The organism is Sinorhizobium kostiense, from assembly GCF_017874595.1.
GTDB lineage: Bacteria > Pseudomonadota > Alphaproteobacteria > Rhizobiales > Rhizobiaceae > Sinorhizobium > Sinorhizobium kostiense.
This window is the reverse complement of the sequence record NZ_JAGILA010000005.1, coordinates 312,895-338,439: the sequence shown is the minus strand read 5'-3', so window position 1 is coordinate 338,439 and position 25,545 is coordinate 312,895. Positions and strand designations below refer to the sequence as shown.

Sequence of the window (25,545 nt, the reverse complement as noted above, 5' to 3'; positions counted from 1 at the left end):
GGCCAACCGCCGGGGATGAGCGACGGCGCTCAGCGCGCCGGCCTCAGCGGGAATCAGTCGCTCACTTCACCGGGATCATCAAATGTTCATACGGGGTTCCCGCCCACATCACCCAGGGCCGCGCCATGTCCGGATTTTCGCCGGGTTTGGGGTAGTCGGCCGGCGGCTCGGGCAGGTTGAGAATCATTACGTGCGGAGGCTCCTGCGCCAATTCCTTGCCTTCCGGCGGTTTGTCGGCAAAGGGATCGACATTGCTCGGCGTGGCTCCGCCTGCCAGCATGTAGCCGAAACCAACCTTGTTCTTGGGCGGTTCGGTCTTGCCCATCCAGGCTGCCGCCCATTCCATGGCGTTCTTGTCGAGGCACATCGGATTGTTGCCCGGACCCGGATCGTCGGCGATGCAGGTGAAGTTGTTGGTGCCCTCTCTTAGGGTCCTCATCTTACCGTTTTCGTCCATGGCCATGATCGTGGCATCACGCGCCACCGCCTCGGGCGCGGCCGACATCGCATTCTTGATCAATTCCTCGTCGCCCATGTCCGCTGACAGGGCGGTCGCTGCGGCGCCGAGCCCGGAAAGGCCGGCAGCAAGGGCAATTATCCATAAGCGCATGTCATCCTCCCATCGAAGCCGTGGTCAGGCGCCAGCGCTTGCAATTCCACTGGCCGCCCGCACCAACGGACGCGCCAAAATGACATTATACCATATTCAGAGGTTCGCGACGGAGGGATCGCCAAAGGCGGGATATCCGGCACCGGCTCGTGACCCACCCTAATAGTCGAGAGCGACAGTCTTTATGATTGCGTGCACCGCTTTTCCCGGTTCGAGCTCGAGTGTCTCGCGCGACAGGGCTGTGATACGAGCGAGGACGAGGTTGCCGCCGCAGGCGATCCGGACGTCGACGCTGCCCTCGTGGGCTGGCGTTAGGTCGACGATCGTTCCCGGGAGAATATTGAGCGCGCTGATCCCCTGCGGCCGTGTCGTTGCCAGCATGACGTCGCGTGCTGCAATATAGAGTCGAAGGGGGTGTCCTGGCGGTGCGAACAGGTGCGGGACGTGCAGGAGGTATTCTCCAGCGCGCACGAGCGTCAGACCATGCGCGGAGTCATGGCGCTCGACGAGGCCCTCGATCAATGCGCCGGTCTCCCGTCGGGGCAGGTGTGCGGTTGCCTGGCCGAGGATGGCGGCTGCTGCTCCGGATGCTTTCACCCGGCCGTTGTCGATGACGATCACCTGCTCGGCAAGCCGCGCGACCTCCGCCACGCTGTGGCTGACATAGACGATCGGGATCCCCGTCTCGTCGCGAAGCCGTTCCAGATAGGGCAGGATCTCGGCCTTCCGCGCATCGTCGAGTGCCGCGAGCGGCTCGTCCATCAACAGCAGCCGTGGCGCGGCGAGCAGCGCCCGGCCGATGGCGACGCGCTGGCGCTCGCCGCCCGAGAGCGTCTCGGGGCGGCGGTCGAGCAAGTTTCCAACGCCGAGCATCTCGACGATTTTCGCGAATTCGGCTGGCGACGTGCCGATCCCGGCGAACCAGCGCCCATAGGCGAGATTCTTTCGAACGCTAAGATGCGGAAAGAGGCGAGGCTCCTGAAACACATAGCCGAAGCGGCGGCGGTGAACGGGGGTGAAGAGGCCTCGCCCGCTGTCGGCGATCACCTCGCCGTCAACCACGATGCGGCCGCTGTCGGGGCGGAGCAGCCCGGCGATGATGTTGATCAGCGACGTCTTGCCAGATCCGGAACGGCCGAAGAGTGCCGTCACGCCCCCGCCGGACTGGAAGGCGGCATCAATGGCGAAGGTGCCGATCCGGTGGCGCGCTTCGACTTCGAGGTTCATGCCGCCACCGTCCGCCTTGCCACCGCCGTGGCAAGAAGTTCCGAGAGCATCAAAGCGGCCATGGAGACAATGACCGAGATGACGGTGAGGCGCATGGCGCCGGCGTCACCGCCCGGCACCTGCGTCAGGCTGTAGATCGCCAGAGACAGCGTCTGCGTCTCGCCTGGAATGTTGGAGACGAAGGTTATCGTTGCACCGAATTCGCCCATCGCCTTGGCGAAGGACAGGACCATGCCGGCGACGATACCAGAAAGGATCAGGGGGAGTGTCACGGTCAGAAAGATCCACGCCGAGTTCGCACCCAAAGTCGCAGCGGCATCCTCGAGTTTGCGGTCGACCGCCTCGATCGACAGGCGGATGCTGCGCACCATCAGCGGAAAACCCATGATGGCCGCGGCAAGGGCTGCGCCGGTCCATCGGAAGGAAAAGACAAGCCCGAGATACTCGGCAAGGAAGGCGCCGATCGGTCCGCGCCGCCCGAAGACCAGCAGCAGCACGAAGCCGGTGACGACCGGGGGCAGGATCAAGGGCATATGGACAAGGCCGTTCAGAAACGACTTGCCCCAGAAGCGCCCGCGTGCCAGTGCCATGGCGACCGCCAGCGCGAGTGGCAGGCTGAAGATCATGGCAACGGTCGCCACCCTCAGACTCAATCGGACCGCTGTCCATTCCGCATCGCTGAGTGCCATCCAGTCCAAGGTACTGCCCCACGTTCACCGAAACATACGATCTTTGAATTCCCGCCCATCCGGGAGCAGGCTGGCCCAGCCTACTCCACCAGCACGGTGAAACCCTGCGCCTCGAACAGGGCCGCAGCCTCGGGCGATTTGATGAACTCGAGATAGGCAGCCGCTGCGGCGTTCCTGCTGTCGGCGGTCAAGGCGATCGGGTAGACGATCGGGGGGTGGCTGTTTTCCGGGAAGATGCCCACTACCTTGACGCCCGGGTCGGCTGCAGCATCGGTCTGGTAGACGATGCCGTAGGGCGCCTCGCCGCGCGAAACGAGCAGGAGGGCGGCGCGCACGCTTTCGGCGCCGGCGACCTTTTTGGCGACTTTTGGCCAGATGCCGAGGTTTTCCAGCGCGGCCTTGCCGTATCTGCCGGCGGGAACAGAATCCACAGCGCCCATCGCCAAGCGGCCATCGTTGAGCAGGCTGGCAAGATCGAGGCCGGGTTCGATATTGACCGGCGCGGCCACCGTCTCTGCGGAAACGAGGACGAGGCGATTGCCGAGCAGGTTCGTGCGACTAGCCTTGTCGATCAGATGCCGATCGGCAAGGTAATCCATCCAGGCGAGATCGGCGGAGATAAAGATGTCGGCCGGCGCGCCCTGCTCGATCTGCCTTGCGAGTGTGGAGCTTGCCGCATACGAGACGGTCGCCTCCTCGCCGGTCTGCCGCTGCCATTCGTCATTGACCGCATCGAGTGCGTCCTTGAGGCTCGCCGCAGCGAAGATCGTCACCTTCTCGGCGGCCCGGACCGGAGCGAAGGTCGCGCTCGATAGAAGAATGCCGAGCGCCAGCGCCAAGCCCTTCAGCCAATCTCTGCGTCCGAACGCCATCAGGATTGCCTCATGTCCTCGTAATATTTCAGAATATACAACGCACGTCCAATTCGTTAGCGCTATATCCAGAGAAATACAATGCCGTCGATGAAGGCAATCAAAACAGTGAACCGAACGGGCAAACACCGCGGGGAAGCTTGCGATGGGTGCCAAGGCGGCTAAATTCCCGAACCGGAACGAAGGAGGTTTGGGGCCCCATGGATGCGACGATAAGGCTTGAGGAAAGTTGGATGGCGGCATTGGCGCCGGAGTTTCGCCATGGTTACATGGCCGATCTCAAGCGCTTTCTTCTCGAACAGAAGCAGGAAGGCCGGCAGATTTTCCCGAGGGGCAGCGAGTATTTTCGGGCGCTCGACCTGACCCCGCTCGACGGGTTGCGAGTCGTTATTCTCGGCCAGGATCCCTATCATGGCGACGGGCAGGCGCATGGGCTCTGCTTCAGCGTGCGGCCGGGCGTGCGCATTCCGCCTTCGCTCGTCAACATCTACAAGGAACTCCAGGACGACTTAGGTATTCCGCCGGCGCGCCACGGATTTCTCGAAAGCTGGGCAGGGCAGGGCGTGCTTCTCCTGAACGCCGTGCTCACCGTCGAGCGGGGCCGCGCCGCCTCGCATCAGGGCCGGGGCTGGGAGCGCTTCACGGATGCGGTCATTCGCGCCGTCAACGAGCAGGAACAACCGGTTGTCTTCATGCTGTGGGGCTCCTATGCGCAGAGGAAAGCGGCATTCGTTGACCGATCAAGGCATCTGGTTCTGACCGCGCCGCATCCTTCGCCGCTTTCGGCGCATTCCGGCTTCTTCGGTTGCCGGCATTTTTCCAAGGCCAATGCCTTCCTCACGTCGAAGGGCCTCGATCCTATCGACTGGCGGCTCCCGGAAGATCCGCCCTTGCGGACTGACTACGCGTGACGCGCTCGTATCTTCTGCCGTCGCGGATGGGCCTTGCGTCCATCACCTCGATCCGCCAATGACGGGGCAGCGGCGCAGCACCGATGGAGAAACGGCATGCGGCATATCCTCGTCATCGGCATCGGCGCCGGCAATCCCGAACACATGACGATCCAGGCGATAAACGCGCTCAATCGCGCCGACGTGCTCTTCATTCCGACCAAGGGCGCGAAGAAGGCGGAACTTGCCGAGGTGCGGCGCGAGATCTGCGGCCGCTACGTGACACGCAGCGGCAGCCGAACGGTCGAGTTCGCCGTGCCGGTGCGCCGGACGGAAGGGCGGAGCTACGCCGGAAGCGTCGACGAATGGCATGCGAGCATAGCGGCCACCTATGAAAGGCTGCTCGAAGGCGAGCTCGGGGAAGACCAGACCGGCGCCTTCCTCGTCTGGGGCGACCCCATGCTCTATGACAGCACGATCCGCATCATCGAAAGGGTTCGGGCGCGCGGGCGCGTCTCCTTCGAGTTCGAAGTCATTCCCGGTATCACCAGTCTTCAGGCACTCTGCGCCAGCCATCGAATTCCCCTCAACCTCGTCGGCAAGCCGCTAGAGATCACCACCGGACGTCGCCTCGCGGAGAGCTTTCCGCATAGAACCGAAACCGCGGTCGTCATGCTCGACGGTGAACAGGCCTTCCAGCACATAGAGGATTCGGAAGCGGAAATTTATTGGGGCGCCTATCTCGGCACGCCCGACGAGATCGTCATTTCGGGACGTCTTGCGGAGGTGAAGGACGAGATTCTTAAGACACGTGCCGCAGTGCGAGAGCGCATGGGCTGGATCATGGACATTTATCTCTTGCGCAAGGGCGCCGATTTCGACGATTGAAATGGGTTCTGTGACAGGCGCGGCAATCGGTGCGCGGCCCCTTTGATCTCTCTCAAAGAAATCGCCTGTGATATAGGTCCATCTAGGCCGAGGGTTTTTTAGGTTGATCCAGAGCCTAGGGCACATTTACGGAGCATGACGGGGCGCAGCCCCGGCGGGAGTGACTGGAGCGATGACGAGCTGTGCCGAGGCCAAGCCGGACCCTTCGATGCGCCGTGGCGCCTGCCCTTCGCTGGCGAGCCCGATGCAGACCGGCGACGGGCTGCTCGTGCGCTTGCACCCCGCAGGACCGCTGACGCCGGCGGAACTGCGGCTTCTTGCGGCACTCGCCGAGCGCTTCGGCAATGGCCTCCTGGAAGTGACGGCCCGCGGCAACCTGCAGATTCGCGGTTTGACCGTGAGTACGGTCGGATCGCTCGGGGCGGCAATCGCCAATGCGGGAATCGCCATTGCCGAAGGGGTGGCGATCGAGACGCCGCCGCTAGCCGGGTTCGATCCGGGTGAAATCGTCGACCCTCGATCGCTCGCCGACGCACTGCGCGGCGCGATTGCAGGGCAGCCGGCGCTGACGCTCGCACCGAAATTGTCGATCGTCGTCGATGGCGGCGGGCGCTTCCATCTGAAGGATGTCGCCGCCGACCTGCGCCTCGATGCGCTCGACCGAGGCGATGGTGTCCGTTGGTTGCTGTCGCTCGGCGGTACGGCCCGTACGGCACGACCCGTTGCGCTGCTCTCATCGGAGCGGGCCGTGCCCGCGATGATGACGCTCCTTGTGGAGCTGAGCTCGCTTGGGCCGAGCGCGCGTGGCCGCGATCTCGACGCGGACCACATCCGGCGGCGATGGTCCGATGCCGCCCCGGCCGTGCCTGACGAGAGTCCCCGCTGGCTTCCGACCGGCATTCACGATTTCGGCAGCGGCCGCATCGTGCTCGGTCTCGGCTTGGCTTACGCTCAGACGGATGCCGGCAATCTCATCGCTTTCCTGGAGCAGGCGGAGGAAATGGGCGCGACGGAAGTGCGCCTGGCGTCGCGGCATGGACTGCTTCTCCTTGGGCTTGACCGCGAAGCCGCAGCGATTGCACGGCAGCTGGCGCTTTCGCACGGGTTTCTGGTTGCTCCCGACGATCCGCGTAACCACATCGCCAGTTGCGCCGGGCGAGCCTGCGCGTCGGCACTGTTGGACACCAAGGCGGTGGCAAGGCTCGCGGTGGAGGCGGGGCGCGAATTTCTCGATGGCTCGCTCATGCTTCACCTGTCTGGCTGTGCCAAGGGGTGCGCCAGGCCGATGGTCTCTCCGCTGACACTCGTCGGTGCGCCATCAGGATATGCGCTTGTCGTAAATGGCACCGCTTCCGTCGCGCCGAGCGCCTACACGGATGAAAGCGGAATAGGATCCGCGCTTGCGCGCCTCAATGCGCTGGTGCGGGAGAACAAAGACGCTGGCGAATCGGCACACTCCTGTCTTACACGGCTCGGGACCGGGCCGATCGCCGCAGCGTTTGAACAGGGATAGAAATGCCTGATTACGATTATATTCGCGATGGCAGCGCCATCTATGAGCGTTCCTTTGCGATCATCCGAGCCGAGGCCGATCTTTCCGCCTTCTCGGAAGAGGAAGCGGATCTCGCCGTGCGCATGGTGCATGCCTGCGGCTCCGTCGAGGCGGCGCGCCAGTTCGTTTTTTCGCCGGACTTCGTATCCGCCGCGCGCACGGCGCTGAAGAACGGCGCCCCGATCTTCTGCGATGCGGAGATGGTGGCGCATGGCGTGACGCGGGCGCGACTCCCGGCGGGCAATGAGGTGATCTGCACGCTTCGCGATCCGCGTACGGCCGAGATTGCCACCCAGATCGGCAATACGCGCTCGGCCGCGGCGCTGGAGCTCTGGGGCGAGCGGATGGCGGGATCGGTGGTCGCCATCGGGAACGCGCCGACGGCGCTCTTCTATCTGCTCGAAATGCTGCGAGATGGCGCGCCGAAGCCGGCGGCAATCCTCGGTATGCCGGTCGGTTTCGTCGGCGCGGCGGAATCGAAGGAAGCGCTGGCGGAGAATTCCTACGGTGTTCCATTCGCGATCGTCCGCGGCCGCCTGGGCGGCAGCGCGATCACCGCCGCGGCGCTGAATTCACTCGCGAGGCCTGGTCTGTGAGCGGGGCGGGCAAGCCCATCGGCGTCGGCAGGCTCATAGGTGTGGGCACCGGGCCGGGCGACCCTGAGCTGCTGACGGTGAAGGCGGTTCGGGCGCTCGGCGAGGCGGAGGTCGTCGCCTATTTCGCCAAGGCAGGGCGCAGCGGCAATGGCCGCGCGGTCGTTGAGGGCCTCATCAGGCCGGGGACGCAGGAGCTACCGCTCTACTATCCGGTGACGACCGAGATCGACAAGGACGATGAAGCCTACAAGCGCCAGATCACCGACTTCTATAACTCCTCGGCAGAGGTGGTCGCCGAACATCTTCAGGCGGGGCGAACAGTGGCGATCCTCAGCGAGGGGGACCCGCTTTTCTACGGATCTTACATGCACCTGCATGTACGGCTCGCCGGCCGTTTCCCCGTTGAGGTCATTCCGGGCATCACCGCCATGTCCGGCTGCTGGTCGCTCGCCGGGCTGCCGCTGGTGCAGGGTGACGATGTGCTCTCGGTTCTTCCCGGTACGATGGGGGAGGGCGAGCTCCAGCGCCGCCTTGCCGATACCGAGGCTGCGGTCATCATGAAGGTCGGACGCAACCTGCCGAAGATCCGCCGCGCGCTCGCCGCGGCAGGCCGGCTCGGTGCCGCCGTCTATGTCGAACGCGGCACCATGAAGAATGCGGCAATGATCCCGCTCTCTGACAAGCCGGACGACGCGGCGCCCTATTTCTCGCTAGTGCTGGTCCCCGGGTGGAAGGGCAGGCCGGCTCAAAATGACAGCGTCCGGGAGGTAAGGGCATGAGCGGCAGGCTTTTCATCGTCGGCACCGGCCCGGGCAACCCGGCGCAGATGACGCCTGAAAGCCGCGACGCGATTGCGGCTGCGACCGAGTTCTTCGGCTATGGACCCTATCTCGATCGCCTGGAGCTTCGTCCCGACCAGATCCGTATCGCCTCGGACAACCGCGAAGAGCTCGATCGGGCCGAGGCCGCGCTCGCACGCGCGGCTGCCGGAGCCGATGTCTGCGTGGTTTCCGGCGGCGATCCCGGCATTTTCGCGATGGCGGCTGCCGTCTGCGAGGCGATCGACAAGGGGCCGGAAGAGTGGCGGCGAGTCGATCTGCGGGTCACTCCCGGCGTTACGGCGATGCTGGCGGTGGCAGCCCGCATCGGTGCCCCGCTCGGACATGATTTCTGCGCCATGTCCCTGTCGGACAATCTGAAGCCTTGGGACGTCATTACCAAGCGCCTGAGACTTGCCGCCGAGGCGGGGCTGGTGATCGCCCTTTACAATCCCATCAGCAAGGCCCGCCCGTGGCAATTGGGCGAGGCGTTCTCGATCCTGCGTGAGGTTCTGCCGGCCTCTGTTCCGGTCATCTTCGGACGGGCTGCCGGCCGGCCGGACGAGCGCATCACCGTGATGCCGCTCGGCGATGCTGATCCGGATCACGCCGACATGGCGACCTGCGTCATCATCGGCTCGTCGGAGACGCGCGTCGTTTCGCGCGACGGCAGCCCGGATCTGGTCTATACGCCGCGATCCTTCACCGGGGCCAGCCATTGATGGATGCATTCGAGCGCCTCGCCGCAATCGTTGACCGTCGGCACATCGATGGGTTTGCGGCGCTCGACCATTACGACCTCGAGGCCGAGCTTGCGGGCGGCCGCGATCTTGGCGTAAGTCGCCGTTCCGCCGCTGTTCTTGGTGACGATCACGTCGATGCGGCGCTCTTTGAGCAGGTTCATCTCGTCGGTCTCGGCAAACGGGCCGGAGGAAAGGATAGCGGTGACGTCGGGGAGAGCGAGCGGTGGCGTCACCGGATCGACGCTGCGCACGACGTAGCTGTGTTGCGGCGCCCGCTCGAAATGGAAGGCTTCCTGCCGACCGATCGCCAGGAAGACGCGGCGCGGCCTTTCGCCGAGAGCCGTCACGGCCTCCGCCACGCTTTCGACGTGCGTCCAGCGATCGCCCGCCTTCGGCTCCCAAGCCGCTCGGCGCAAGGCAAGGAGCGGCGTTCCGGTCGCTGCCGCTGCGGCGGCCGCATTCTGCGAAATGCGGGCGGCAAAGGGATGTGTCGCATCGACGAGCAGCGAAACAGCTTCCTCCTCGAGAAAGGCAGCGAGACCCTCGGCACCGCCGAAGCCGCCGATTCGGGTCGGCAGGGGCTGCGGTCGCGGGTCGGCCGTGCGCCCTGCAAGCGACATCGCGGCATCGAAGCGGCGATTGGTCGCGAGGCGTTCGCCGAGCTGTCGCGCTTCTGTCGTTCCCCCCAGGATCAGTATGCGAGGTCTGCCGGTGGCTGATCTGTCGAACAACGGCTCGGCCATGGCTACTCCCTGGCTGACTATCATCGGAATCGGCGAGGACGGTGTAGCCGGTCTCGGCGACGAGGCCAAGCGCCTCATCGAGACGGCGCCGGTCGTTTTCGGCGGTAGCCGCCATATCGAGCTTGCAGCGCCGCTGATCAGCGGCGAGCGGCAAGTGTGGCAGAGCCCCTTCGAGAAGTCCGTCGAGGCGATCCTCGCGCGGCGCGGCGACGCCGTGGTCGTGCTCGCCTCCGGAGATCCGTTCCTGTTCGGCGTCGGCGCCACCCTCGCTCGCCGCATCGACAAGCGCGAGATGCGCACGATCCCCGCACCCTCCGCATTTAGCCTGGCGGCATCTCGGCTCGGCTGGGCTTTGCAGGAGGTCGCGACCATCTCGCTGCATGGCCGTCCGCTCGATCTCATCCGGCCGCACTTGCAACCCGGCACGCGCGTGCTCGCACTGACCTCTGACGAGGATGGCGCAAAGGCGATCGCCGGTCTCCTCACCGAAAACGGGTTCGGTCAGTCGCAGCTTACAGTTCTCGAAGCACTCGGAGGAGCACAAGAGCGCGTTTCGCGGCATGTTGCCGCCGGCTTTGCGCTCGAGAAAATTCATTCGTTGAACATCTGCGCCGTCGAGGTCGTCGCGGATGCCGATGCGCGCGTGCTGCCGTTGGCTTCCGGGCTCGATGACCGGCTTTTCGAGCATGATGGCCAGATCACCAAGCGGGAGGTGCGGGCGCTGACGGTTTCGACGCTGGCGCCCCGCAAAGGCGAACTTCTCTGGGACATAGGTGCCGGATCCGGCTCGATCGCCATCGAGTGGATGCTCCGAGACACGGCGATGAGGGCGATCGCCATCGAAGCCTCCCCCGAGCGCGCCGCACGCATCGGCCGCAATGCCGCACGCTTCGGCGTCCCTGGTCTCGCCATCGTTGAAGGGCAAGCACCGGACGCGTTGCGCGGACTTCTACAGCCGGACGCGATCTTCATCGGCGGCGGCGGCAGTGAGCTCGGGGTGATGGATGCGGCAATTGCTTCACTGCGACCGGGCGGCCGACTGGTTGCCAATGCCGTCACAGTGGAAATGGAAGCGGTGATCCTCGCTCATCACGCACGGCTTGGCGGCTCCCTGATCCGGATCGACATTGCACGGGCACTGCCTGTCGGCAGCATGACCGGCTGGCGTCCAGCAATGCCGGTCACGCAATGGTGCTGGATCAAGGCGGGTCTGGATCAGGTTCAAGAGGATAGATCATGACGGTTCATTTCATCGGCGCAGGTCCAGGCGCGGCAGACCTCATTACCGTTCGCGGCAGGGAACTGATTGGCCGGTGCCCGGTCTGCCTCTATGCCGGCTCGATCGTTTCGCCCGAGCTTCTTCAATATTGCCCACCCGGCGCCCGCATCATCGATACGGCGCCGATGTCGCTCGATGAGATCGAGGCGGAATATGTCCGCGCGGCGGAAGCGGGAGAGGACGTCGCGCGGCTGCATTCCGGCGACCTCTCCGTCTGGAGCGCGGTCGCCGAGCAGATCAGGCGGCTCGAGAAGCATCGGATCGCCTATACGATGACTCCGGGCGTGCCATCCTTTGCCGCGGCCGCCGCGGCGCTCGGCCGTGAGCTGACCATTCCGGCGATTGCGCAGAGCCTGGTTTTGACGCGCGTTTCCGGGCGCGCTTCGCCGATGCCGAACAGCGAAACGCTGTCCGCCTTCGGCGCTAGCGGCGCGACGCTTGCGATCCACCTTGCCATCCATGCCCTCGACAGCGTCGTCGAGGAGTTGATGCCGCTCTATGGTGCTGACTGCCCCGTGGCGATCGTCGTCAAGGCATCCTGGCCGGACGAGCGGGTGCTGCGCGGCAGGCTCGGCGACATTGTTGCCAGGGTCGCCGCAGAGCCAATCGAGCGCACGGCGCTGATCTTTGTCGGGCCGGGGCTCGAAGCCGCCGATTTCCGTGAAAGCTCGCTCTACGACCCTGCCTACCAGCGTCGCTTTCGTGGGCGCGAATAGACGAATTCACTGAGAATCCGCCATGGACAGCGGAACGGGCTTTTGCGGAACGTCCCGCGGCTTCTCCAACCGGTCGCGATAAAGGGCGGCCTGGCCGAGCAGCATCAGCATCACTGGCGTCGTTGCCGTGATGAAGAAGATGATCAGCAGTTCGTGGAAGATCCAGCGACTCTGCAATATCGCAAAGCAGAGGATCGAGGCGAGGCAGACGAGGAGCGTACCGCCGCTCGTCGTTATCGTGGGCGCATGCAGTCTGTCGTAGAAGCTCGGGAGGCGTATCAGGCCGAGGGAGCCGATCAGCGTCATCGCCGCTCCTAGAAGCAGGAGTGCGCAAACCAGGATCGCCGCCCACGACGGCAGGTCGGTCAGGTGGCTCATTCGATCACCTCGCCGCGCATCAGGAACTTAGCAAGTGCTATCGATGAAACGAAGCCGATCACTGCTACGATGAGGGCGGTTTCGAAATAGACGGTATTCGCGGTGCGGATGCCGAAGGCCACGAGCATCAGCATCGCGTTTATGTAGAGCGTATCCAGTCCGAGGATACGATCCTGTGCCCTTGGGCCCTTGACCATCCGGTAGAGTGCCAAGCCCATGGCAAGAGCGAGCATGACCTGCGCGAGCAGGATGGACCAGAGGATTGCAAGCTCGGTCATTGGAATATCTCCTTCAGCGATGCTTCGTAGCGCTCGAGCGTTCGCCGCCAGGCAGGCTCGTCCTCAAGGTCGAGAAGGTGAACGAGCAGCTTCTTCTGGCGACTGTCGTATTCGAGCCAGGCGGTGCCCGGTGTTGCGGTGAGAATGCAGGCGAGCACTGCGAGGGCATTCTCGTCCTGGAGGTCGCAATCGACGGACACGAAGCCTGACCTGACCGCCTGGCCTCGGGAGCGCAGGATGATCCCGGCAACCGCAATATTCGAGCGGAGGATGTCGACAGCAACAAGCAGCACAAACCCGGCGATCGTCCGCAAGCGATTGAGATGCGATCGCTTCGGCTGCAGCTTCACCGCGACCCAGGCGAGAACCGTGCTGAGAACGAGACCGACGAGCAGCGTGCCGGGCGCCACAGACTGGTTCAAGAGGAGCCAAATGCCAAGGAGGGCGGTGGAGAGCAGCGGATAGGGAAACCAGGCGCGCACGTCTATTGACCTCCCGCCCGCGGTGCGGTCAGCACCCGATCGCTGTAGCCGCCGGGGTTGAGCAGGTCATCGGCGGTCGCCTGCATGTAGCGCATTGCGGGCCCGGCCTGGAAGCTCAGGAAGATGCAGGCGGCGAGCAGCACCACGACAGGCGTGATCTCGATGACGACGACGCGGGGTACGGTGCCTTCGATCGAGGCCCAGAACGTGCGGATGCCGATGCGGTTCATTGCGATCATCGCCGCGAGGCCCGAAAGAATGATGAGGGCGACATAGGTCCAATCGGCGGCAGAGATCGTCCTTGCCTGGCCGGCCGCCGGCACGTCGAAGAGGCCGTGCAGAAGCGTGAACTTGGCGATGAAGCCTGAGAGCGGCGGAAGGCCGGAGAGGAGCACGGCGCAAACCAAGAAGCAAAGGCCGAGTACGGCCATGGTCCCCGGGATGGCGACGCCTACTTCCTCCTCCTCTTCGTTTTCGTCGAAGTCGCCAAAGGCCTCCATCGTCACCGCCAGCACGTCGGCGGCGGCATCGCGGCCGCGCTCGACGAGCTCGATCAAGAGGAAGAAGGCCGCAATCGTCAGCGTCGAGCTGACGAGATAGAAGAGCGCGCCGGCAATCATCTCGGGATGTCCGAGCCCGATTGCGGCAAGCAGCGTTCCCGAGGAGACGAGGACCGAATAGCCGGCGAGCCTGCCCATCGCCTGGGAAGCAAGGACGCCGATGGCGCCGAAGGCGATCGTCGCCATGCCACCTGCCAGCAGCCAGCTCTGGCCGAATCCTGCCGATGCGCCCGCGGCGGTGCCGAAGACAAGCAGACCGAGACGGATGATGACGTAAATCCCGACCTTCGTCAGCACCGCAAAGATCGCGGCGACCGGAGGAGTTGTCGCGGCATACGCTGTCGGTAGCCAAAAGCTCAGCGGCCACATTCCCGACTTCACCAGGAATGCTATCCCGAGGACGGCGGCGCCGGTCTCGACGAGCATCCTGCTTTCAGGCGCAAGCGCTGGGAGCTTCGTCGCGAGATCGGCCATGTTGAGCGTGCCTGTGGCGCCGTAGATCAGGCTGACCCCGACCAGGAAAAGCGAGGAGGCCGCAAGGTTGATGGCAACGTAATGAAGCCCGGCTTTTACGCGCAGAGGGCCGGAGCCGTGCAGCAGCAGCCCGTAGGAAGCGGCGAGCATCATCTCGAAGAAGACAAAGAGATTGAACAAATCCCCTGTCAGGACGGCGCCGTTGATCCCGGCGACGAGAAGCTGCAACAGCGAATGAAAATGGTGTCCGGCCGTGTGCCAGCGCGCCATCGAGTAGACTTGCGCGGCGAGCGCCAACCCGCTCGTCAGGCACAGCATCAGGGCCGAGAGACGGTCGACGACGAGAACGATGCCGAACGGCGCCGGCCAGTTACCGAGCTGATAGACGCCCGCCCCCGGTAAGGCTCCTTCGCCCGCAGCCGAAAGGCGCATGAGAATCATCGCGACCACGAAGACGGCGACCGTCGAAAGGAAGCTGATCGAACCTTTCAGCGTCCGCTCGCGCTCGTCGACCGGAATCAATGCGGCCGCAACCGCGAGCGGCACTATGACCGGCAGGACCGGAAGGTGTTGCAGCCAATCAGTCACCGCGCTGCTCCCTGCCGTCGACATGGTCCGTGCCGGTGAACCCACGCGAGGCGAGCAGCACGACCAGGAAAAGCGCGGTCATGGCGAAGCCGATGACGATCGCCGTCAGTACGAGCGCCTGCGCTAGCGGATCGGTGTGGCGCGCCAGGTCGCCGACGCCGCCGGGCTCGAGAATGGGTGGGGCGTTCACACGCAGCCGGCCCATGCCAAAGATGAAGAGATTAACCGCATAGGAGAGCAGGGAAAGTCCGATGACCACCTGATAGGTTCGCGGTCTCAGGAGTAGATAAACCCCCGATGCGGTCAGAGTTCCGATACCGGCCGAGAGGATGAGTTCCATTACTGTGCCGCCTCCTTCCCGGTGCGCGCCATCCTGACATGAGCGCGCGGAGCGCGGATCGACTGGTGCGCGATGGCGATCAGCATCAGCACCGTGGCGCCCAGCACGAGCGAGAAAACGCCGAAATCGAAAAGAATGGCGCTTGCGAGCGGCACCTCGCCGATGATCGGCAGCATTGCATATTGCGAATGCGAGGTCAGAAAGGGATAGCCGAAGAGCCAGGAGCCGATCCCCGTGGCCGCCGCAACCAGCAGACCGATGCTCATCCAGCGGAGCGGATGGATGCGCAGCCGCTCTTCGACCCAGCGGGTGCCGCCGGACATGTATTGCAGGATGAAGCCGATCGACATGGCAACGCCCGCGGCAAAGCCGCCACCTGGCAGGTCGTGGCCACGCAGGAAAAGATAGGCGGCGAGCATGGCGGTCACAGGGAACATCCAGCGCATGATCACCGACGGGATATGCAGGTATTCGGCAATGCTGTCGCCGGCGGTTCTCCCGGGGTGCCCGGCGTCGAAGGCGTTCTGCAGCCTCTGCTGTTCCGGAGCTTCGAGGCTGTCCGCCTGAGGGCGGAAACGCAAGAGGAGCGCGAACACCGTTAGTGCGACGATCGACAGAACGGCGATCTCGCCGAGCGTATCGAAGCCGCGGAAGTCGACGAGGATGACGTTGACGACGTTGGTGCCGCCGCCTTCGCTATAGGCGCGCTCAAGGAAGTAACTGGCGATTGTCTCGGATGCTGGTTGCGTCATCACGGTATAGGCAAGGAGGGTCATTGCGCCACCGGCGAGCGTCGCGAGCAGAAAGTCGCGCAGACGCCGGAAGCGTGTCTTCATCGGGATGTCTTCCCTCTCCGGTTCCTTGATGCGCTTCGGCAGCCAGCGCAAACCGAGCAGGATCAGGACGGTGGTGACGATCTCGACGAGAAGCTGCGTGACGGCTAGATCCGGCGCGGAAAGCCAGACGAAAGTGAGGCAGGTGACTAGCCCCGCGCCGCCGAGCAGAACCAGCGCTGCAAGGCGGTGGAATTTCGCCTGCAGAGCCGAGCCGACGGCGCAGGCAATGCCGATCGCCCAGAGCAGAGCAAAGGCCGGATCAATGCCGCGGATGACGAGAGGCGGCATTTCGAAGCCGCCGGCAAGGAGCGGGAGTGCCCCGGCCGCAAGCGCCAGGAAGACGAGGAGGCGCATCTGCGGCTGCAGCCGGCGCGTGCCGAGCCTTTGTTCGATCGAGCGAGCCCATTTCCACGAAAGTGTCACCAGCACGCGTTCGAAGATGCGTTGTCCCTCGAGTAACCGGAAGACGGGTGGTCCCTCGATGCCCGTGGCGAGGTAGGAGCGCATGAGGAAATAGAGCCCGATGCCACCCGAAAGCGCCACCAAGCTCATGATCATCGGGACGTTGAAACCGTGCCAGACGGCCAGGCTGTAATATGGCGTCCGGTCACCGAGCACGGAGGTTACGGCCGTATGCAGGAAAGGGCCGATCGTGCGACCCGGAAGGATACCGACGACGAGACAGGCTAGCACCAGGAATTCGATGGGCGCCCGCATCCAACGCGGAGGCTCATGCGGCTTCTTCGGCAGGTCCGAAGGCGGCGCGCCGTAAAAGACACTGTGAATGAAGCGCAGCGAATAGGTCACGGCGAACATGCCCGCTATCGTCGCGACATAGGGTGTCACCGTGTCGAGCGCGTTGACGAGGTGCGTTTCGATCGCCTCGGCGAAGAACATCTCCTTCGACAGGAAGCCATTGAGCAGCGGCACGCCGGCCATGGCGGCGCTGGCGACCATGGCGAGCGTCGCGGTGATCGGCATGTAGCGGAACAGGCCGCTTAGCCTCCGCATGTCGCGCGTGCCGCTTTCATGGTCGATAATTCCGGCCGCCATGAACAGCGAGGCCTTGAAGGTGGCGTGATTGACGATGTGGAAGATCGCGGCGACGGCCGCAAGCGGGCTTCCAAGGCTGAGCAGCGTCGTGATCAGCCCGAGATGGCTGATCGTCGAGTAGGCGAGCAGGCCTTTGAGGTCCTGCTGGAAGATGGCGAAATAGGCGCCGAGCACCAGCGTCGTCAGTCCGGCAAGGCCGACGAGCCAGAACCAGGCTTCCGTTCCGGCCATCACCGGCCAGAGCCGCGCAAGCAGGAAGACCCCGGCCTTCACCATCGTTGCCGAATGAAGGTAGGCGGAAACCGGCGTCGGCGCAGCCATGGCGTGCGGCAGCCAGAAATGAAACGGAAATTGGGCGCTCTTGGTCAGCGCTCCGAAGAGGACGAGGATGAGGATCGGCACGTAAAGAGGATCATTGCGGATCGCGTTGCCGGAGGCCAGTACCGCATCGAGTTCGTAGCTGCCGACGACCCGTCCGATGAGCAGCAGCCCGACGAAAAGCGCGAGACCGCCCATGCCCGTGATTGTCAGCGCCATACGCGCGCCGTCTCGAGCATGCGCGTTATGGTGCCAGTAGCCGATCAACAGGAAGGAGACGATGCTGGTCAATTCCCAGAAGACGGCAAGAAGGATCAGGTTGCCGGAAAGCACGACGCCGAGCATTGACCCCATGAAGGCAAGGAAGAGTGCGAAGAAGCGCGGCACGGGATCTTCCGCGTTCATGTAGTAGCGGGCGTAGAGCACCACGAGCACGCCAATCGCAGTAATCAAGGCGGAAAACAGCCAAGCGAAGCCGTCCATGCGCAGCGACACGCTCAAGCCCAGTTGGGGCGCCCACTCGAGTTCATAGCGAAGCACGCTCCCGGCATCGACGAAGGGATAGAGTCCGGCGGTGGCAAGGAAGCAGACGAGCGCGATCGCGCCCGCAAACCAGGCAGTGGCGCCGGGTTGATCGGACGGAAAGAAGATGGCAAGGAGGCTCCCGCCGAAAGGGGCGAGAATGAAGATGGGAAGCAAATTTTCCGCGTATTCGATCGTTCGGCTCCCCGTGCTTGCTTGAAGTGGAGATCGGTCTTGGCGTGTCGGTGACAATGGTCGCCGAAGCGACCTTCGAAGGCAATGCCCCGACGAGCCGTGAAGCCGCAGATCCATTGTTTTTACGGCATTTTCTAGCGCCGGATGAGGAAAACCCCGCGTGGTTTCCGCGCGTATCCCGCGCCAACTTCTTATAATAGATCACGTGTGATGATTTTAGGTCGATTCGGCCTAAAATCATCGTGATCTCGACCACTTCCAAGCCGGTTGGAAAGAAATTCAACCCGGGAGATCGTCGCTCCCCCCGGTCCAATGAAGAACGTCAAACGCCATCGCCCGCCGTCAGGCGGCGCGCCATCGCCGCTCGAAGACGAAGGCCGCGAGATCGTTGGCGCTCATGGGCCGAGCGAAGGCATAGCCCTGCAGCCCGTGGCAGCCGAGCTCCTTGAGAATGGCGGCATGCTGCAGCGTTTCCACGCCTTCGGCGATCACCTCGACGCCGAGCGACGTCCCGATATCGATGATCGATTCCACCAGCCGGCGCTGCGGGGCGGAATCGAGTATGGGCAGGACAAGTTGCCGATCTATCTTCAGGCGGCGCGGCGTCAGCTTCAAAAGGCTGATGATTGAGGCATAGCCGGTGCCGAAATCGTCGATTTCGATATCGATGCCGAGTTCCTTGATCCGCCGGATGTTCGACAAGACCGTCATATCGTTCTCGTCGAAGGAGATCGATTCGAGCAGTTCGAAGGAGAGCCGGCCTTCCGGGATCCGCATCTGCTCCAGCCGTTCGGTCAGCCGTTCGTCGCGCAGCCGCGAGTATGAGAGATTGACGGACACCTTGGGAATGCGGATACCGTTTGCCTCCCAGCGGCAGAGCTGGAAGAGGGCCTGCTCCAGGATCGTCTGATCGATTGCCGCGACGACATTGATGTCTTCCGCCGTCTTCAAGAAGGTGTGCGGACCAATGAGACCCTTGGTCGGATGATCCCAGCGCGCCAGCGCCTCGACGCCGATGACCTCCAGAGAGATCGGACAGAACTGCGGTTGGAAATGCGCGACGAACTCGTTCTGCTCGAGGCCGCGGAGGATTTCGTCGGCTGTCTGCTTGGTTTTGAAGACCTCGGTCTTGAGAGCGCCGGTGAAGGTCTCGTGCCGGTTGCGGCCGCGCCGCTTGGCCTCGTAAAGCGCGATGTCGGCGTTGACGAGGATCTGCGAAAGCTCGTCGGCCGCGGCGCTCTGGGCGGCAATGCCGATGCTGACGCCGATGCGGCATTCCTGCTCCTTGTAGCGAACGGGCGTGCTCATTGCCTCGATGATGCGCGATGCCAGTGCGGCATCCTCCTCCGGCCTGTCGCTAGCGCGGATGATGACGAATTCATCGCCGCCGATACGGGCGACGAAATCGCCATCGCGAGCACTTTCGCGCAAGAGTCTCGCAGCATGCCTGAGGATCTCGTCGCCGGCCGCATGGCCGAGAGTGTCGTTGATCTGTTTGAAGCGATCGAGATCGATGTGAAAGATGCTGAGCCTCGCGCCCGCATCGAACTGCCTGCTACGGTCGACAAGGATCTGGTCGAGGAAGCGGCGATTCGGCAGGCCGGTGAGCGGGTCGTGAAGCGCGTTGAATTCCATACGATGGCGCGCGGCTTCGAGCTCGGCACTGTGCGCCTCGGCGAGGCGCTTCGCCTCCGAAAGTCTTGCCCGGGTTTCTATGTCGGCCGTGACATCCCAATTGACGCCGACGATCTTGCGCGTGCCGTCCGCGGCGAGATAGGTCGAGCCGATGGCGCGGATGTGGCGGATGCGCCCCCTCGGCAGACAGATGCGGAATTCGGAATTATAAGCCCCGCCGGTGGAGATCGTCTCGGCAAATTCCGCCTCGGCACGTGTCCGGTCATCCGGATGCAGCCTGTCCTTCCACTCGGCGGTCGTCGTGCCCACGTGCGAACGGACCCCGTAGAGCTCCTTCATGCGGTTGTCCCAAAGCAGCCGCCCACTGTCGATATCGACTTCCCAGATGCCGATCCTGGATGCGTCGAGCGCGATCTTCAGGCGGTGCGAGAGTTCCTGAAGCTGGTCCTTACTTTCTTTCAGTGCGCGAACGTTCTCCTGGCGCTCTGTTGTCAGCCGGCCCGTCATGATCATTGGGACGACGATCACCAAGCCGCCGAGCACGATCAGCAGGCGCACCGTCCACGCATGCTCGGGCGTATCCGGCCATCCGCCCTTTGGAATTGCCGCCATGCGCCAGGAACCGCCCGGCAAGGCGACGTCCACTTGGACCGGCGCTTTGCGGAAGAGCGCCGGATCGCCAAAAAAAACCGATCCATGACGCCCAAGTCCATCACGACCGGCAATGGAAATCTCGATGCCGAGGCCGGGTGAATCGAGCCCGCTGTCGCGATAGAGCTCGTCTATGTCGATGACCGCCGAGAGAAGACCCCAAAAGCGCTTTACCCCGCCGGCGTCGGTCATCACCGGAAAGCGGGCGATCAGCCCGCGGCCGCCCTGTACGAGATCTACTGGACCGGCGAGCAGCAGCCTTCCCGTCTGCATTACCCGGACCGCGGTCATGCGCTGTTTCTCATTCTTGCGATAGTCGAGTCCGATCGCCTTCTCATTGCCCGCCAGCGGATAGACCATTGACACGACCAGGTCGGGAGCGGCGGCCAAGTTGCGCAGCTGAGAGCGCTCGCTGAAGAGGCTCCGCGCCAGCTCGGCAAAGCGCTGCTGCTGCATGTCCGGCTCCGTGGCGATCGTGCCGATCAGGCCGCGGACAAGCTGGATACTGCCATTGATGTTGTTCTCGAGCTTCGAGCGGATCGGGCCGAGCTCGTTGGCGACGTGTGACCGAATGCGCGCTTCGGAAATGATGCGGTTCTGGTGGTCGGCGAGCACGCCGGCAATGATGACGACGAATGTGGCGGTGATTGCCGGAAGGTAGTTGAGGGTCAGAAATCGCGAGAAGCGGGATCTTCCGACATTGGAGATGTTGTGTTCCGGCACAATGCTTACCCAGCGATAGGACGCGAAAGAAATCACCGGATGATTCCAGACTCTCCTTAACAATTCTCATTCGACTTCGCTGAAATAACTGAAACGGATGCGACGGAGATCATGCTCTCGCGCCGATCATCGCCTCGAGCGTTTCCAATCGATCCGCCTCGCGCGGCAGTTTGTCGGGCCGCAAACGGGCGATCCGGGGAAAACGCATGGCCACGCCCGACTTGTGCCGCGTCGAGCGGTTGATGCCCTCGAAGGCGACCTCGACAACGAAGCCGGCATCGGGCTCGGCCCGCACGGCGCGGACGGGCCCGAAGCGCTCGACCGTGTTATCGCGCACGAACCGGTCGAGAATTTCGAGCTCGGCATCCGTGAAGCCGAAATAGGCCTTGCCGACGGGAACGAGCATGGCTCCGCCTTCCCCCTCCGCCCAGACGCCAAAGGTGAAATCGGAATAGTAACTGGAGCGCTTGCCGTGGCCGCGCTGCGCATACATCAGCACGGCGTCTATATTGAACGGGGCGCGTTTCCATTTGAACCACGGCCCCTTCATCCTTCCGGAGAGATAGGGCGAGTCGAGTCGTTTCAGCATCACGCCTTCGATGACCGGATCGGGAGGGTCGGAGCGCAGCCGGTCCAGTTCCTCCCAGCTCGAAAAGGGCACGAGCGGCGACAGGTCGAAATGCTCCGGCGAGGCGGCGTCGATCAGATCCGCCAAAGCCTTCCGGCGGATGTGAAAAGGCTCCGGCCGGATGTCTCGCTCGCCCCAAAAGAGCATATCATATCCGCGGATGAAGGCTGGATAGTCCGCAAGCAGCTTGCGGTTTACGGTCTTGCGGTTCAGGCGTTGTTGAAGGTCGGCGAAGCTGCCGGTTGCGCGGTCCGTTCGCATCGTTCCGCCGACCAGCAATTCTCCATCGATGACGCCGGCGAAGTCCACCGCCTCCAGGATTTCCGGAAAGGCGCTGGATATCTCATCGCCGCTACGCGAATAGAGCCGCCTGAAGCCGCCGACATTGGCGAGTTGCACGCGGATTCCGTCCCATTTCCATTCCGCGGCGAAATCCGCAGGGTCGAGGCCCTGTAGATCGTTTTGTTCGACCGGCGTTGCCAGCATGACCGGATGGAAAACGGCGGGCGTCTTGAGCACCGGCATTTCCCCTTCACCGGTCAGCCAGAGGAAGAGGGGCAGGTAAGGTGGCGACAGGCCATGCCAGAGCCTCTCTATTTCGCCGATGTCCTTGCCCCCCATCTCCGCCAGCGCCTGCTTTGCAAGCCGGGCGGAGACGCCGATCCGTAAGCCCCCGGTGGCGAGCTTCAGAAAGGCGAAACGGCCGGACGAATCGAGCCGGTCAAGCATCTCGCGCACCAGCGAGCGCACCTCCGAACGCCCCGCCCTCTGCAGTTTTTCGACGACCTCGCCCAGGGGAATGTCGGCTGGTGCGACCTCCCGCGGTGGTTCCCACGCAAGTGAAACCGTTTCGGCGAGGTCGCCGACATAGTCGTAGGAATAATGGAAGAGCACCTCATCCATGCGCTCGAGCAGCAGGTCTCGAATCAAGGCGGGCTTTACCGTGTTGAGCGACAGCGTGCCGGCGATAGCCGCCAGTGCATATCCGCGGCTCGGATCCGGGGTCGTGCGGAAGTAGTCGACGAGCAGCCGTATCTTGGCGGTTCGCTGCGGAGTAAGGACGAGGCGGCCGAGGAGCTCGGCGAAGGCTCTCATCTCATTCTCCCTCGTCGTCGTAGCCGACGAGGTGCAGCGGACGCGCGGGGATGCCCTGCAATTGGCACCAGCGCACCAGGGCCTCCTCGCGGCCATGGGTCACCCAGACCTCCCCGGGCGCAATTTCCCTAATCGTCTCCGTCAGTTCCGCCCAGTCGCAATGGTCGGAGATGACAAGCGGCAGTTCGACGCCGCGTTGCTTGGCCCGCTGGCGGATGAGCATCCAGCCGGAGGCGAAGATGGCGAGCGGTTCTGCGAAGCGTCGTGCCCAACGCTCGGCGAAAGCGGAAGGCGGGCCGATGACAATAGCGCCGGCAAGGTCCTGCCGGCCGGCGCCTTCGATCGTCGCGTGGCGGAGGTCGCCGAGGTCGATGCCTGCACTCCGGTAGTAGTCGCAGAGCTTCGCGAGTGCGCCGTGAATGTGAATCGGCTCGAAATAGCCTTGTTGGCGGAGGAGGGCGATGAGGCGCTGCGCCTTGCCCAACGCATAGGCGCCGACCACATGGGCGCGCTCGGGAAATTGCCTCAGCGACATGAGAAGCCGCTGAACTTCCGCTGCGTCGTCCGGGTGATGAAACACCGGGAGTCCGAAGGTCGCCTCGGTGATGAAGACGTCGCAAGGGACGGGCTCGAAGCCGAGGCACGTCGGATCCGGCCGGCGCTTGTAATCGCCGGAGACGACGATTCGCGCCCCCTCCGCTTCGACGGAAATCTGGGCGGAACCGAGTACATGGCCGGCCGGGTGGAAAGTCACCCGAACGCCGTTGATGGCGATCGTTTCGCCGAGCCGCGCCACCTCGCTTGTGCCGCAGAAGCCGTCGCCATAGCGGATGGCCATGATGTCCAGCGTCTCGCGCGTCGCGAGTACATGGGCATGGCCGGCGCGAGCGTGATCCGAGTGACCATGGGTGATCAGCGCCCTTTCGACCGGCTGCACCGGATCGATGTAGAAATCCCCCGTTTGGCAGTAGAGGCCCTTGGGGGCGGGATAAAGCAGTGTCTCCGGCTTCATGCGGATTAAGATAGCCGGCGTGCGCGCGCTTGCCAGTTATCTGGGCGCAGTTTTACGTTTTTCGACGTGGACAGGGCCCCTCCCCAAACCCCTCCCGCACTTGTCTCGCGAGGGGGCGGGCTTGGCGCTCGCGACAACCTGCATTGGTACCATTGACGTCGCGTTCGCCGCCAGCGGCGGAAATCGGCTGCGAGAGTGCGGGGCAGCCCCCCGCCCTTGTGAGCAGCGTCCGCGCAGAGCAAAGCGGCGTCAGCCCTTCGCGAGCGTGTCGCCTATGAGCTTCAGGACGGCCTCGGCGTCAATGTCGATGCATGCCTTCTGGCTGGGCTGTCCGTCCCAGGCGTTCGGAGGAAAGATCCGTCCGTCCGGCTTCTGGATCGTCTGTCCGTCGGCAATGCCGCCGCAGAGGACGCGAATGGCGCCGCTGCGGGTCTTGAACAGTTCCGGCGCCACGACATAGGCGCAGGCGCAGCTATCGTGCACGACCATGCCGTCGACGACATGCTGCTCGTAAAAGGCGATGTAGAACCGCGAGATATCGGCAAGCAGCCGCGCCGCCTCCCCGCCGCGCTCGGCGATCTCCGCAAGCACGGCGCGCGTCATCACCGTCCGCGAGGTGACATCGAGACCGACGACGGTCACGGGCCACGGCGCCCGCATCACTATATCGGCTGCCTCCGGGTCGCCGTGAATGTTCGCCTCGGCCGCCGGCGTGATGTTGCCCGGCACGTCGAAGGCGCCGCCCATGATGACGACGCCCTTGACGAGAGTTGCGATCTCCGGATCGTCGCTGACCGCCCGCGCCAGATTGGTCATTCGGCCGACCGCGACGAGCGTGACCTCGCCCGGATTGGCGCGGATGATGTCGATGATGAAGCGGTGAGCGGGACGGGGGTCGAGCGGCAGGCCGATTTCGTCTGGCACGTCGATGTTGCCAAGTCCGTCATGGCCGTGGATGCCTGTCGGCCAGTCGATATGCGGCCGGCTGGTGTCGAAGGTCTCGCCGCTACCCTTGGCGACCGGTGCGGCAATGCCCCATGCCTTCTTCAGAAAGAGCGCATTGCGCGTCGTCGTTTCGATCGAGGCATTGCCGAAGACGGAGGTGATGCCGATGAGATCGATTTCCGCATGCCGGTGCAGGAAGAGAAGGGCCATGGCGTCGTCGACGCCCGGGTCCGTATCGAAAATAACCTTGTGCATGTCTTCTTCTCTTCTGGCGGATGGCCGTCGCCGTTGCCTAATCTTGATTTTGTGCCTGGCGGGAATGGCGAAGCCGGGCGCGAAAGTCAATCGGCAGTGGCACGCGCTTTGCCGATAGGGGCGCGTCGGCCTCTCCCATTTTGCAGCAGCCCGCTTAAACTTTCCGAAAGGTGGCTCGCCTATCTTGGCAGGAGTCTTTGGCTTTTCTTCTCAATTTTGCGCGTCAGCGGAGCCGAGCGTGAAGGTTATCCTGAGTAAATTGCGTCCTTCAAAGCGCCTTGTGCTTATCCTGTCGGCGGCGTTTGTCGTCTCCGCTGCGTCCGGCGGCGCGGCCGTCTATGTGGGGGGCGAACGGCTGATTGCGCGTATTGCGGAACCTTCGCCCTCGGGGCTTGCCTGCACGACGCTCAGGACTGTGAAGCTCGATCATAGCGGACAGCGTTGGATCCGCATGCATGTGAAGACAGATAGGGCGAACGGGCCGGACCGCATGCGCACTGCACTGCGCGTCGTCGGCGCCTTGGCAAGCAAGGAAAAGGCCGATCTCTACCAGGTTGTCGTCCTGGACGCGGCCGGCCCGGAGAAGCGTGCTGCTGTACGGGGCGCAGCAATCGGCGCGAAGGTGCTGTTCGCGCCCGGTCCGCGAAGCGTGAAAGGCATGGGCGAGCCGTTCCGGGCTTCCTACAACGACGGCAACGCAAATCAGATGGGCATGTTCCACGGCCAGGAGGTCAGTCTCGGGCTCGACGAGATCCGTGGCATGATGGCGAGGATGGAGGATCGCTCGCTGTGCGAGGATCCGGGCGCCGCCGGTGCCGAAGGCACGGAGGTCGCGCTGGCAGGTGAGCACGCGGCCAAAACGGTCGAGGTTGATGGCGGGCATTGAGCCAGCGTCATCAGGTTTCGACAGAAAGGGCCACCGCTCGCGCAACGGGCTCTGTTCGTGAGATTGCC

General features: G+C 63.8%; 24 protein-coding genes. 9 read left to right on the top strand and 15 right to left on the bottom strand.

Going from position 1 to position 25,545, the window contains the following annotated elements; translation table 11 throughout:
• Positions 1-61: 61 nt before the first annotated feature.
• From J2Z31_RS19440 to modA, 4 genes are all read right to left on the bottom strand, one after another.
• Positions 62-610 (bottom strand): hypothetical protein, encoded by a 549-nt coding sequence (locus J2Z31_RS19440; protein ID WP_209603577.1) that lies wholly within the window; start codon positions 608-610, stop codon positions 62-64.
• 159 nt (positions 611-769) lie between these two features.
• Complete coding sequence (gene modC / locus J2Z31_RS19435; protein ID WP_209603575.1) at positions 770-1,837, bottom strand: molybdenum ABC transporter ATP-binding protein; 1,068 nt, start codon at positions 1,835-1,837, stop codon at positions 770-772.
• Complete coding sequence (gene modB / locus J2Z31_RS19430; protein WP_209603767.1) at positions 1,834-2,526, bottom strand: molybdate ABC transporter permease subunit; 693 nt, start codon at positions 2,524-2,526, stop codon at positions 1,834-1,836. Before modB ends, modC begins: the two co-directional genes overlap by 4 nt.
• 80 nt (positions 2,527-2,606) lie before the next feature.
• Positions 2,607-3,398 carry a molybdate ABC transporter substrate-binding protein gene (gene modA / locus J2Z31_RS19425; protein ID WP_209603573.1) on the bottom strand — a complete coding sequence of 264 codons (792 nt, stop codon included), beginning with the start codon at positions 3,396-3,398 and terminating at the stop codon, positions 2,607-2,609.
• Positions 3,399-3,598: 200 nt separating this feature from the next.
• On the opposite strand from modA, the gene ung reads away from it, so the two are divergent.
• The 6 genes from ung (at position 3,599) to J2Z31_RS19395 (ending at position 8,864) form a co-directional block, all read left to right on the top strand.
• Positions 3,599-4,309 carry a uracil-DNA glycosylase gene (ung, locus tag J2Z31_RS19420; protein ID WP_209603571.1) on the top strand — a complete coding sequence of 237 codons (711 nt, stop codon included), beginning with the start codon at positions 3,599-3,601 and terminating at the stop codon, positions 4,307-4,309.
• A gap of 96 nt (positions 4,310-4,405) precedes the next feature.
• Positions 4,406-5,176 carry a precorrin-6A synthase (deacetylating) gene (gene cobF / locus J2Z31_RS19415; protein ID WP_209603569.1) on the top strand — a complete coding sequence of 257 codons (771 nt, stop codon included), beginning with the start codon at positions 4,406-4,408 and terminating at the stop codon, positions 5,174-5,176.
• 172 nt (positions 5,177-5,348) lie between these two features.
• Positions 5,349-6,689 carry a precorrin-3B synthase gene (cobG, locus tag J2Z31_RS19410; RefSeq protein ID WP_209603567.1) on the top strand — a complete coding sequence of 447 codons (1,341 nt, stop codon included), beginning with the start codon at positions 5,349-5,351 and terminating at the stop codon, positions 6,687-6,689.
• A 2-nt stretch (positions 6,690-6,691) separates the two neighbouring features.
• Entirely contained in the window at positions 6,692-7,324 is a 633-nt protein-coding gene (locus tag J2Z31_RS19405; RefSeq protein ID WP_209603565.1) for a precorrin-8X methylmutase, read from the top strand.
• A complete protein-coding gene (locus tag J2Z31_RS19400) occupies positions 7,321-8,103 on the top strand; it encodes a precorrin-2 C(20)-methyltransferase (protein WP_328243617.1) in 783 nt (260 codons plus the stop codon). The genes J2Z31_RS19405 and J2Z31_RS19400 overlap by 4 nt, the downstream gene beginning before the upstream one ends.
• Positions 8,100-8,864 (top strand): precorrin-3B C(17)-methyltransferase, encoded by a 765-nt coding sequence (locus tag J2Z31_RS19395; protein ID WP_209603563.1) that lies wholly within the window; start codon positions 8,100-8,102, stop codon positions 8,862-8,864. The genes J2Z31_RS19400 and J2Z31_RS19395 overlap by 4 nt, the downstream gene beginning before the upstream one ends.
• Here the strand turns inward: J2Z31_RS19395 and J2Z31_RS19390 are convergent.
• Positions 8,828-9,628 (bottom strand): cobalt-precorrin-6A reductase, encoded by an 801-nt coding sequence (locus J2Z31_RS19390; RefSeq protein ID WP_209603561.1) that lies wholly within the window; start codon positions 9,626-9,628, stop codon positions 8,828-8,830. The genes J2Z31_RS19395 and J2Z31_RS19390 overlap by 37 nt on opposite strands.
• Here J2Z31_RS19390 and cbiE point away from each other — a divergent pair.
• Together cbiE and cobM are read left to right on the top strand one after the other, a co-directional pair.
• Positions 9,582-10,868, top strand: coding sequence for a precorrin-6y C5,15-methyltransferase (decarboxylating) subunit CbiE (gene cbiE / locus J2Z31_RS19385; protein WP_209603559.1), 1,287 nt, complete (start codon positions 9,582-9,584; stop codon positions 10,866-10,868). The genes J2Z31_RS19390 and cbiE overlap by 47 nt on opposite strands.
• The gene (gene cobM, locus J2Z31_RS19380) at positions 10,865-11,623 is read left to right on the top strand and encodes a precorrin-4 C(11)-methyltransferase (protein WP_209603557.1); all 759 of its coding nucleotides are present in this window, start codon (positions 10,865-10,867) and stop codon (positions 11,621-11,623) included. Before cbiE ends, cobM begins: the two co-directional genes overlap by 4 nt.
• Positions 11,624-11,629: 6 nt before the next feature.
• Here the strand turns inward: cobM and mnhG are convergent, their stop codons facing one another.
• From mnhG to J2Z31_RS19330, 10 genes are all read right to left on the bottom strand, one after another.
• Positions 11,630-12,001 carry a monovalent cation/H(+) antiporter subunit G gene (gene mnhG / locus J2Z31_RS19375; RefSeq protein WP_209603555.1) on the bottom strand — a complete coding sequence of 124 codons (372 nt, stop codon included), beginning with the start codon at positions 11,999-12,001 and terminating at the stop codon, positions 11,630-11,632.
• Complete coding sequence (locus J2Z31_RS19370) at positions 11,998-12,279, bottom strand: K+/H+ antiporter subunit F (RefSeq protein WP_209603553.1); 282 nt, start codon at positions 12,277-12,279, stop codon at positions 11,998-12,000. Before J2Z31_RS19370 ends, mnhG begins: the two co-directional genes overlap by 4 nt.
• Positions 12,276-12,761, bottom strand: a complete 486-nt coding sequence (locus J2Z31_RS19365; RefSeq protein ID WP_209603551.1) for a Na+/H+ antiporter subunit E — start codon at positions 12,759-12,761, stop codon at positions 12,276-12,278. Before J2Z31_RS19365 ends, J2Z31_RS19370 begins: the two co-directional genes overlap by 4 nt.
• A 2-nt stretch (positions 12,762-12,763) precedes the next feature.
• Positions 12,764-14,407, bottom strand: a complete 1,644-nt coding sequence (locus J2Z31_RS19360) for a monovalent cation/H+ antiporter subunit D (protein WP_209603549.1) — start codon at positions 14,405-14,407, stop codon at positions 12,764-12,766.
• Positions 14,376-14,723, bottom strand: a complete 348-nt coding sequence (locus J2Z31_RS19355) for a Na+/H+ antiporter subunit C (RefSeq protein ID WP_209603547.1) — start codon at positions 14,721-14,723, stop codon at positions 14,376-14,378. Before J2Z31_RS19355 ends, J2Z31_RS19360 begins: the two co-directional genes overlap by 32 nt.
• A complete protein-coding gene (locus J2Z31_RS19350; protein ID WP_234939525.1) occupies positions 14,723-17,629 on the bottom strand; it encodes a monovalent cation/H+ antiporter subunit A in 2,907 nt (968 codons plus the stop codon). Before J2Z31_RS19350 ends, J2Z31_RS19355 begins: the two co-directional genes overlap by 1 nt.
• Before the next feature lie 360 nt (positions 17,630-17,989).
• The gene (locus tag J2Z31_RS19345; RefSeq protein WP_209603763.1) at positions 17,990-20,641 is read right to left on the bottom strand and encodes a bifunctional diguanylate cyclase/phosphodiesterase; all 2,652 of its coding nucleotides are present in this window, start codon (positions 20,639-20,641) and stop codon (positions 17,990-17,992) included.
• Between the two features lie 124 nt (positions 20,642-20,765).
• The gene (locus tag J2Z31_RS19340) at positions 20,766-22,379 is read right to left on the bottom strand and encodes a cisplatin damage response ATP-dependent DNA ligase (RefSeq protein ID WP_209603543.1); all 1,614 of its coding nucleotides are present in this window, start codon (positions 22,377-22,379) and stop codon (positions 20,766-20,768) included.
• 1 nt (position 22,380) lies between these two features.
• The gene (locus J2Z31_RS19335) at positions 22,381-23,391 is read right to left on the bottom strand and encodes a ligase-associated DNA damage response exonuclease (RefSeq protein ID WP_209603542.1); all 1,011 of its coding nucleotides are present in this window, start codon (positions 23,389-23,391) and stop codon (positions 22,381-22,383) included.
• A 249-nt stretch (positions 23,392-23,640) separates the two neighbouring features.
• Positions 23,641-24,591, bottom strand: a complete 951-nt coding sequence (locus tag J2Z31_RS19330) for a nucleoside hydrolase (protein WP_209603540.1) — start codon at positions 24,589-24,591, stop codon at positions 23,641-23,643.
• Positions 24,592-24,829: 238 nt separating this feature from the next.
• On the opposite strand from J2Z31_RS19330, the gene J2Z31_RS19325 reads away from it, so the two are divergent.
• The gene (locus tag J2Z31_RS19325) at positions 24,830-25,477 is read left to right on the top strand and encodes a hypothetical protein (RefSeq protein ID WP_209603538.1); all 648 of its coding nucleotides are present in this window, start codon (positions 24,830-24,832) and stop codon (positions 25,475-25,477) included.
• Positions 25,478-25,545 lie beyond the last annotated feature (68 nt).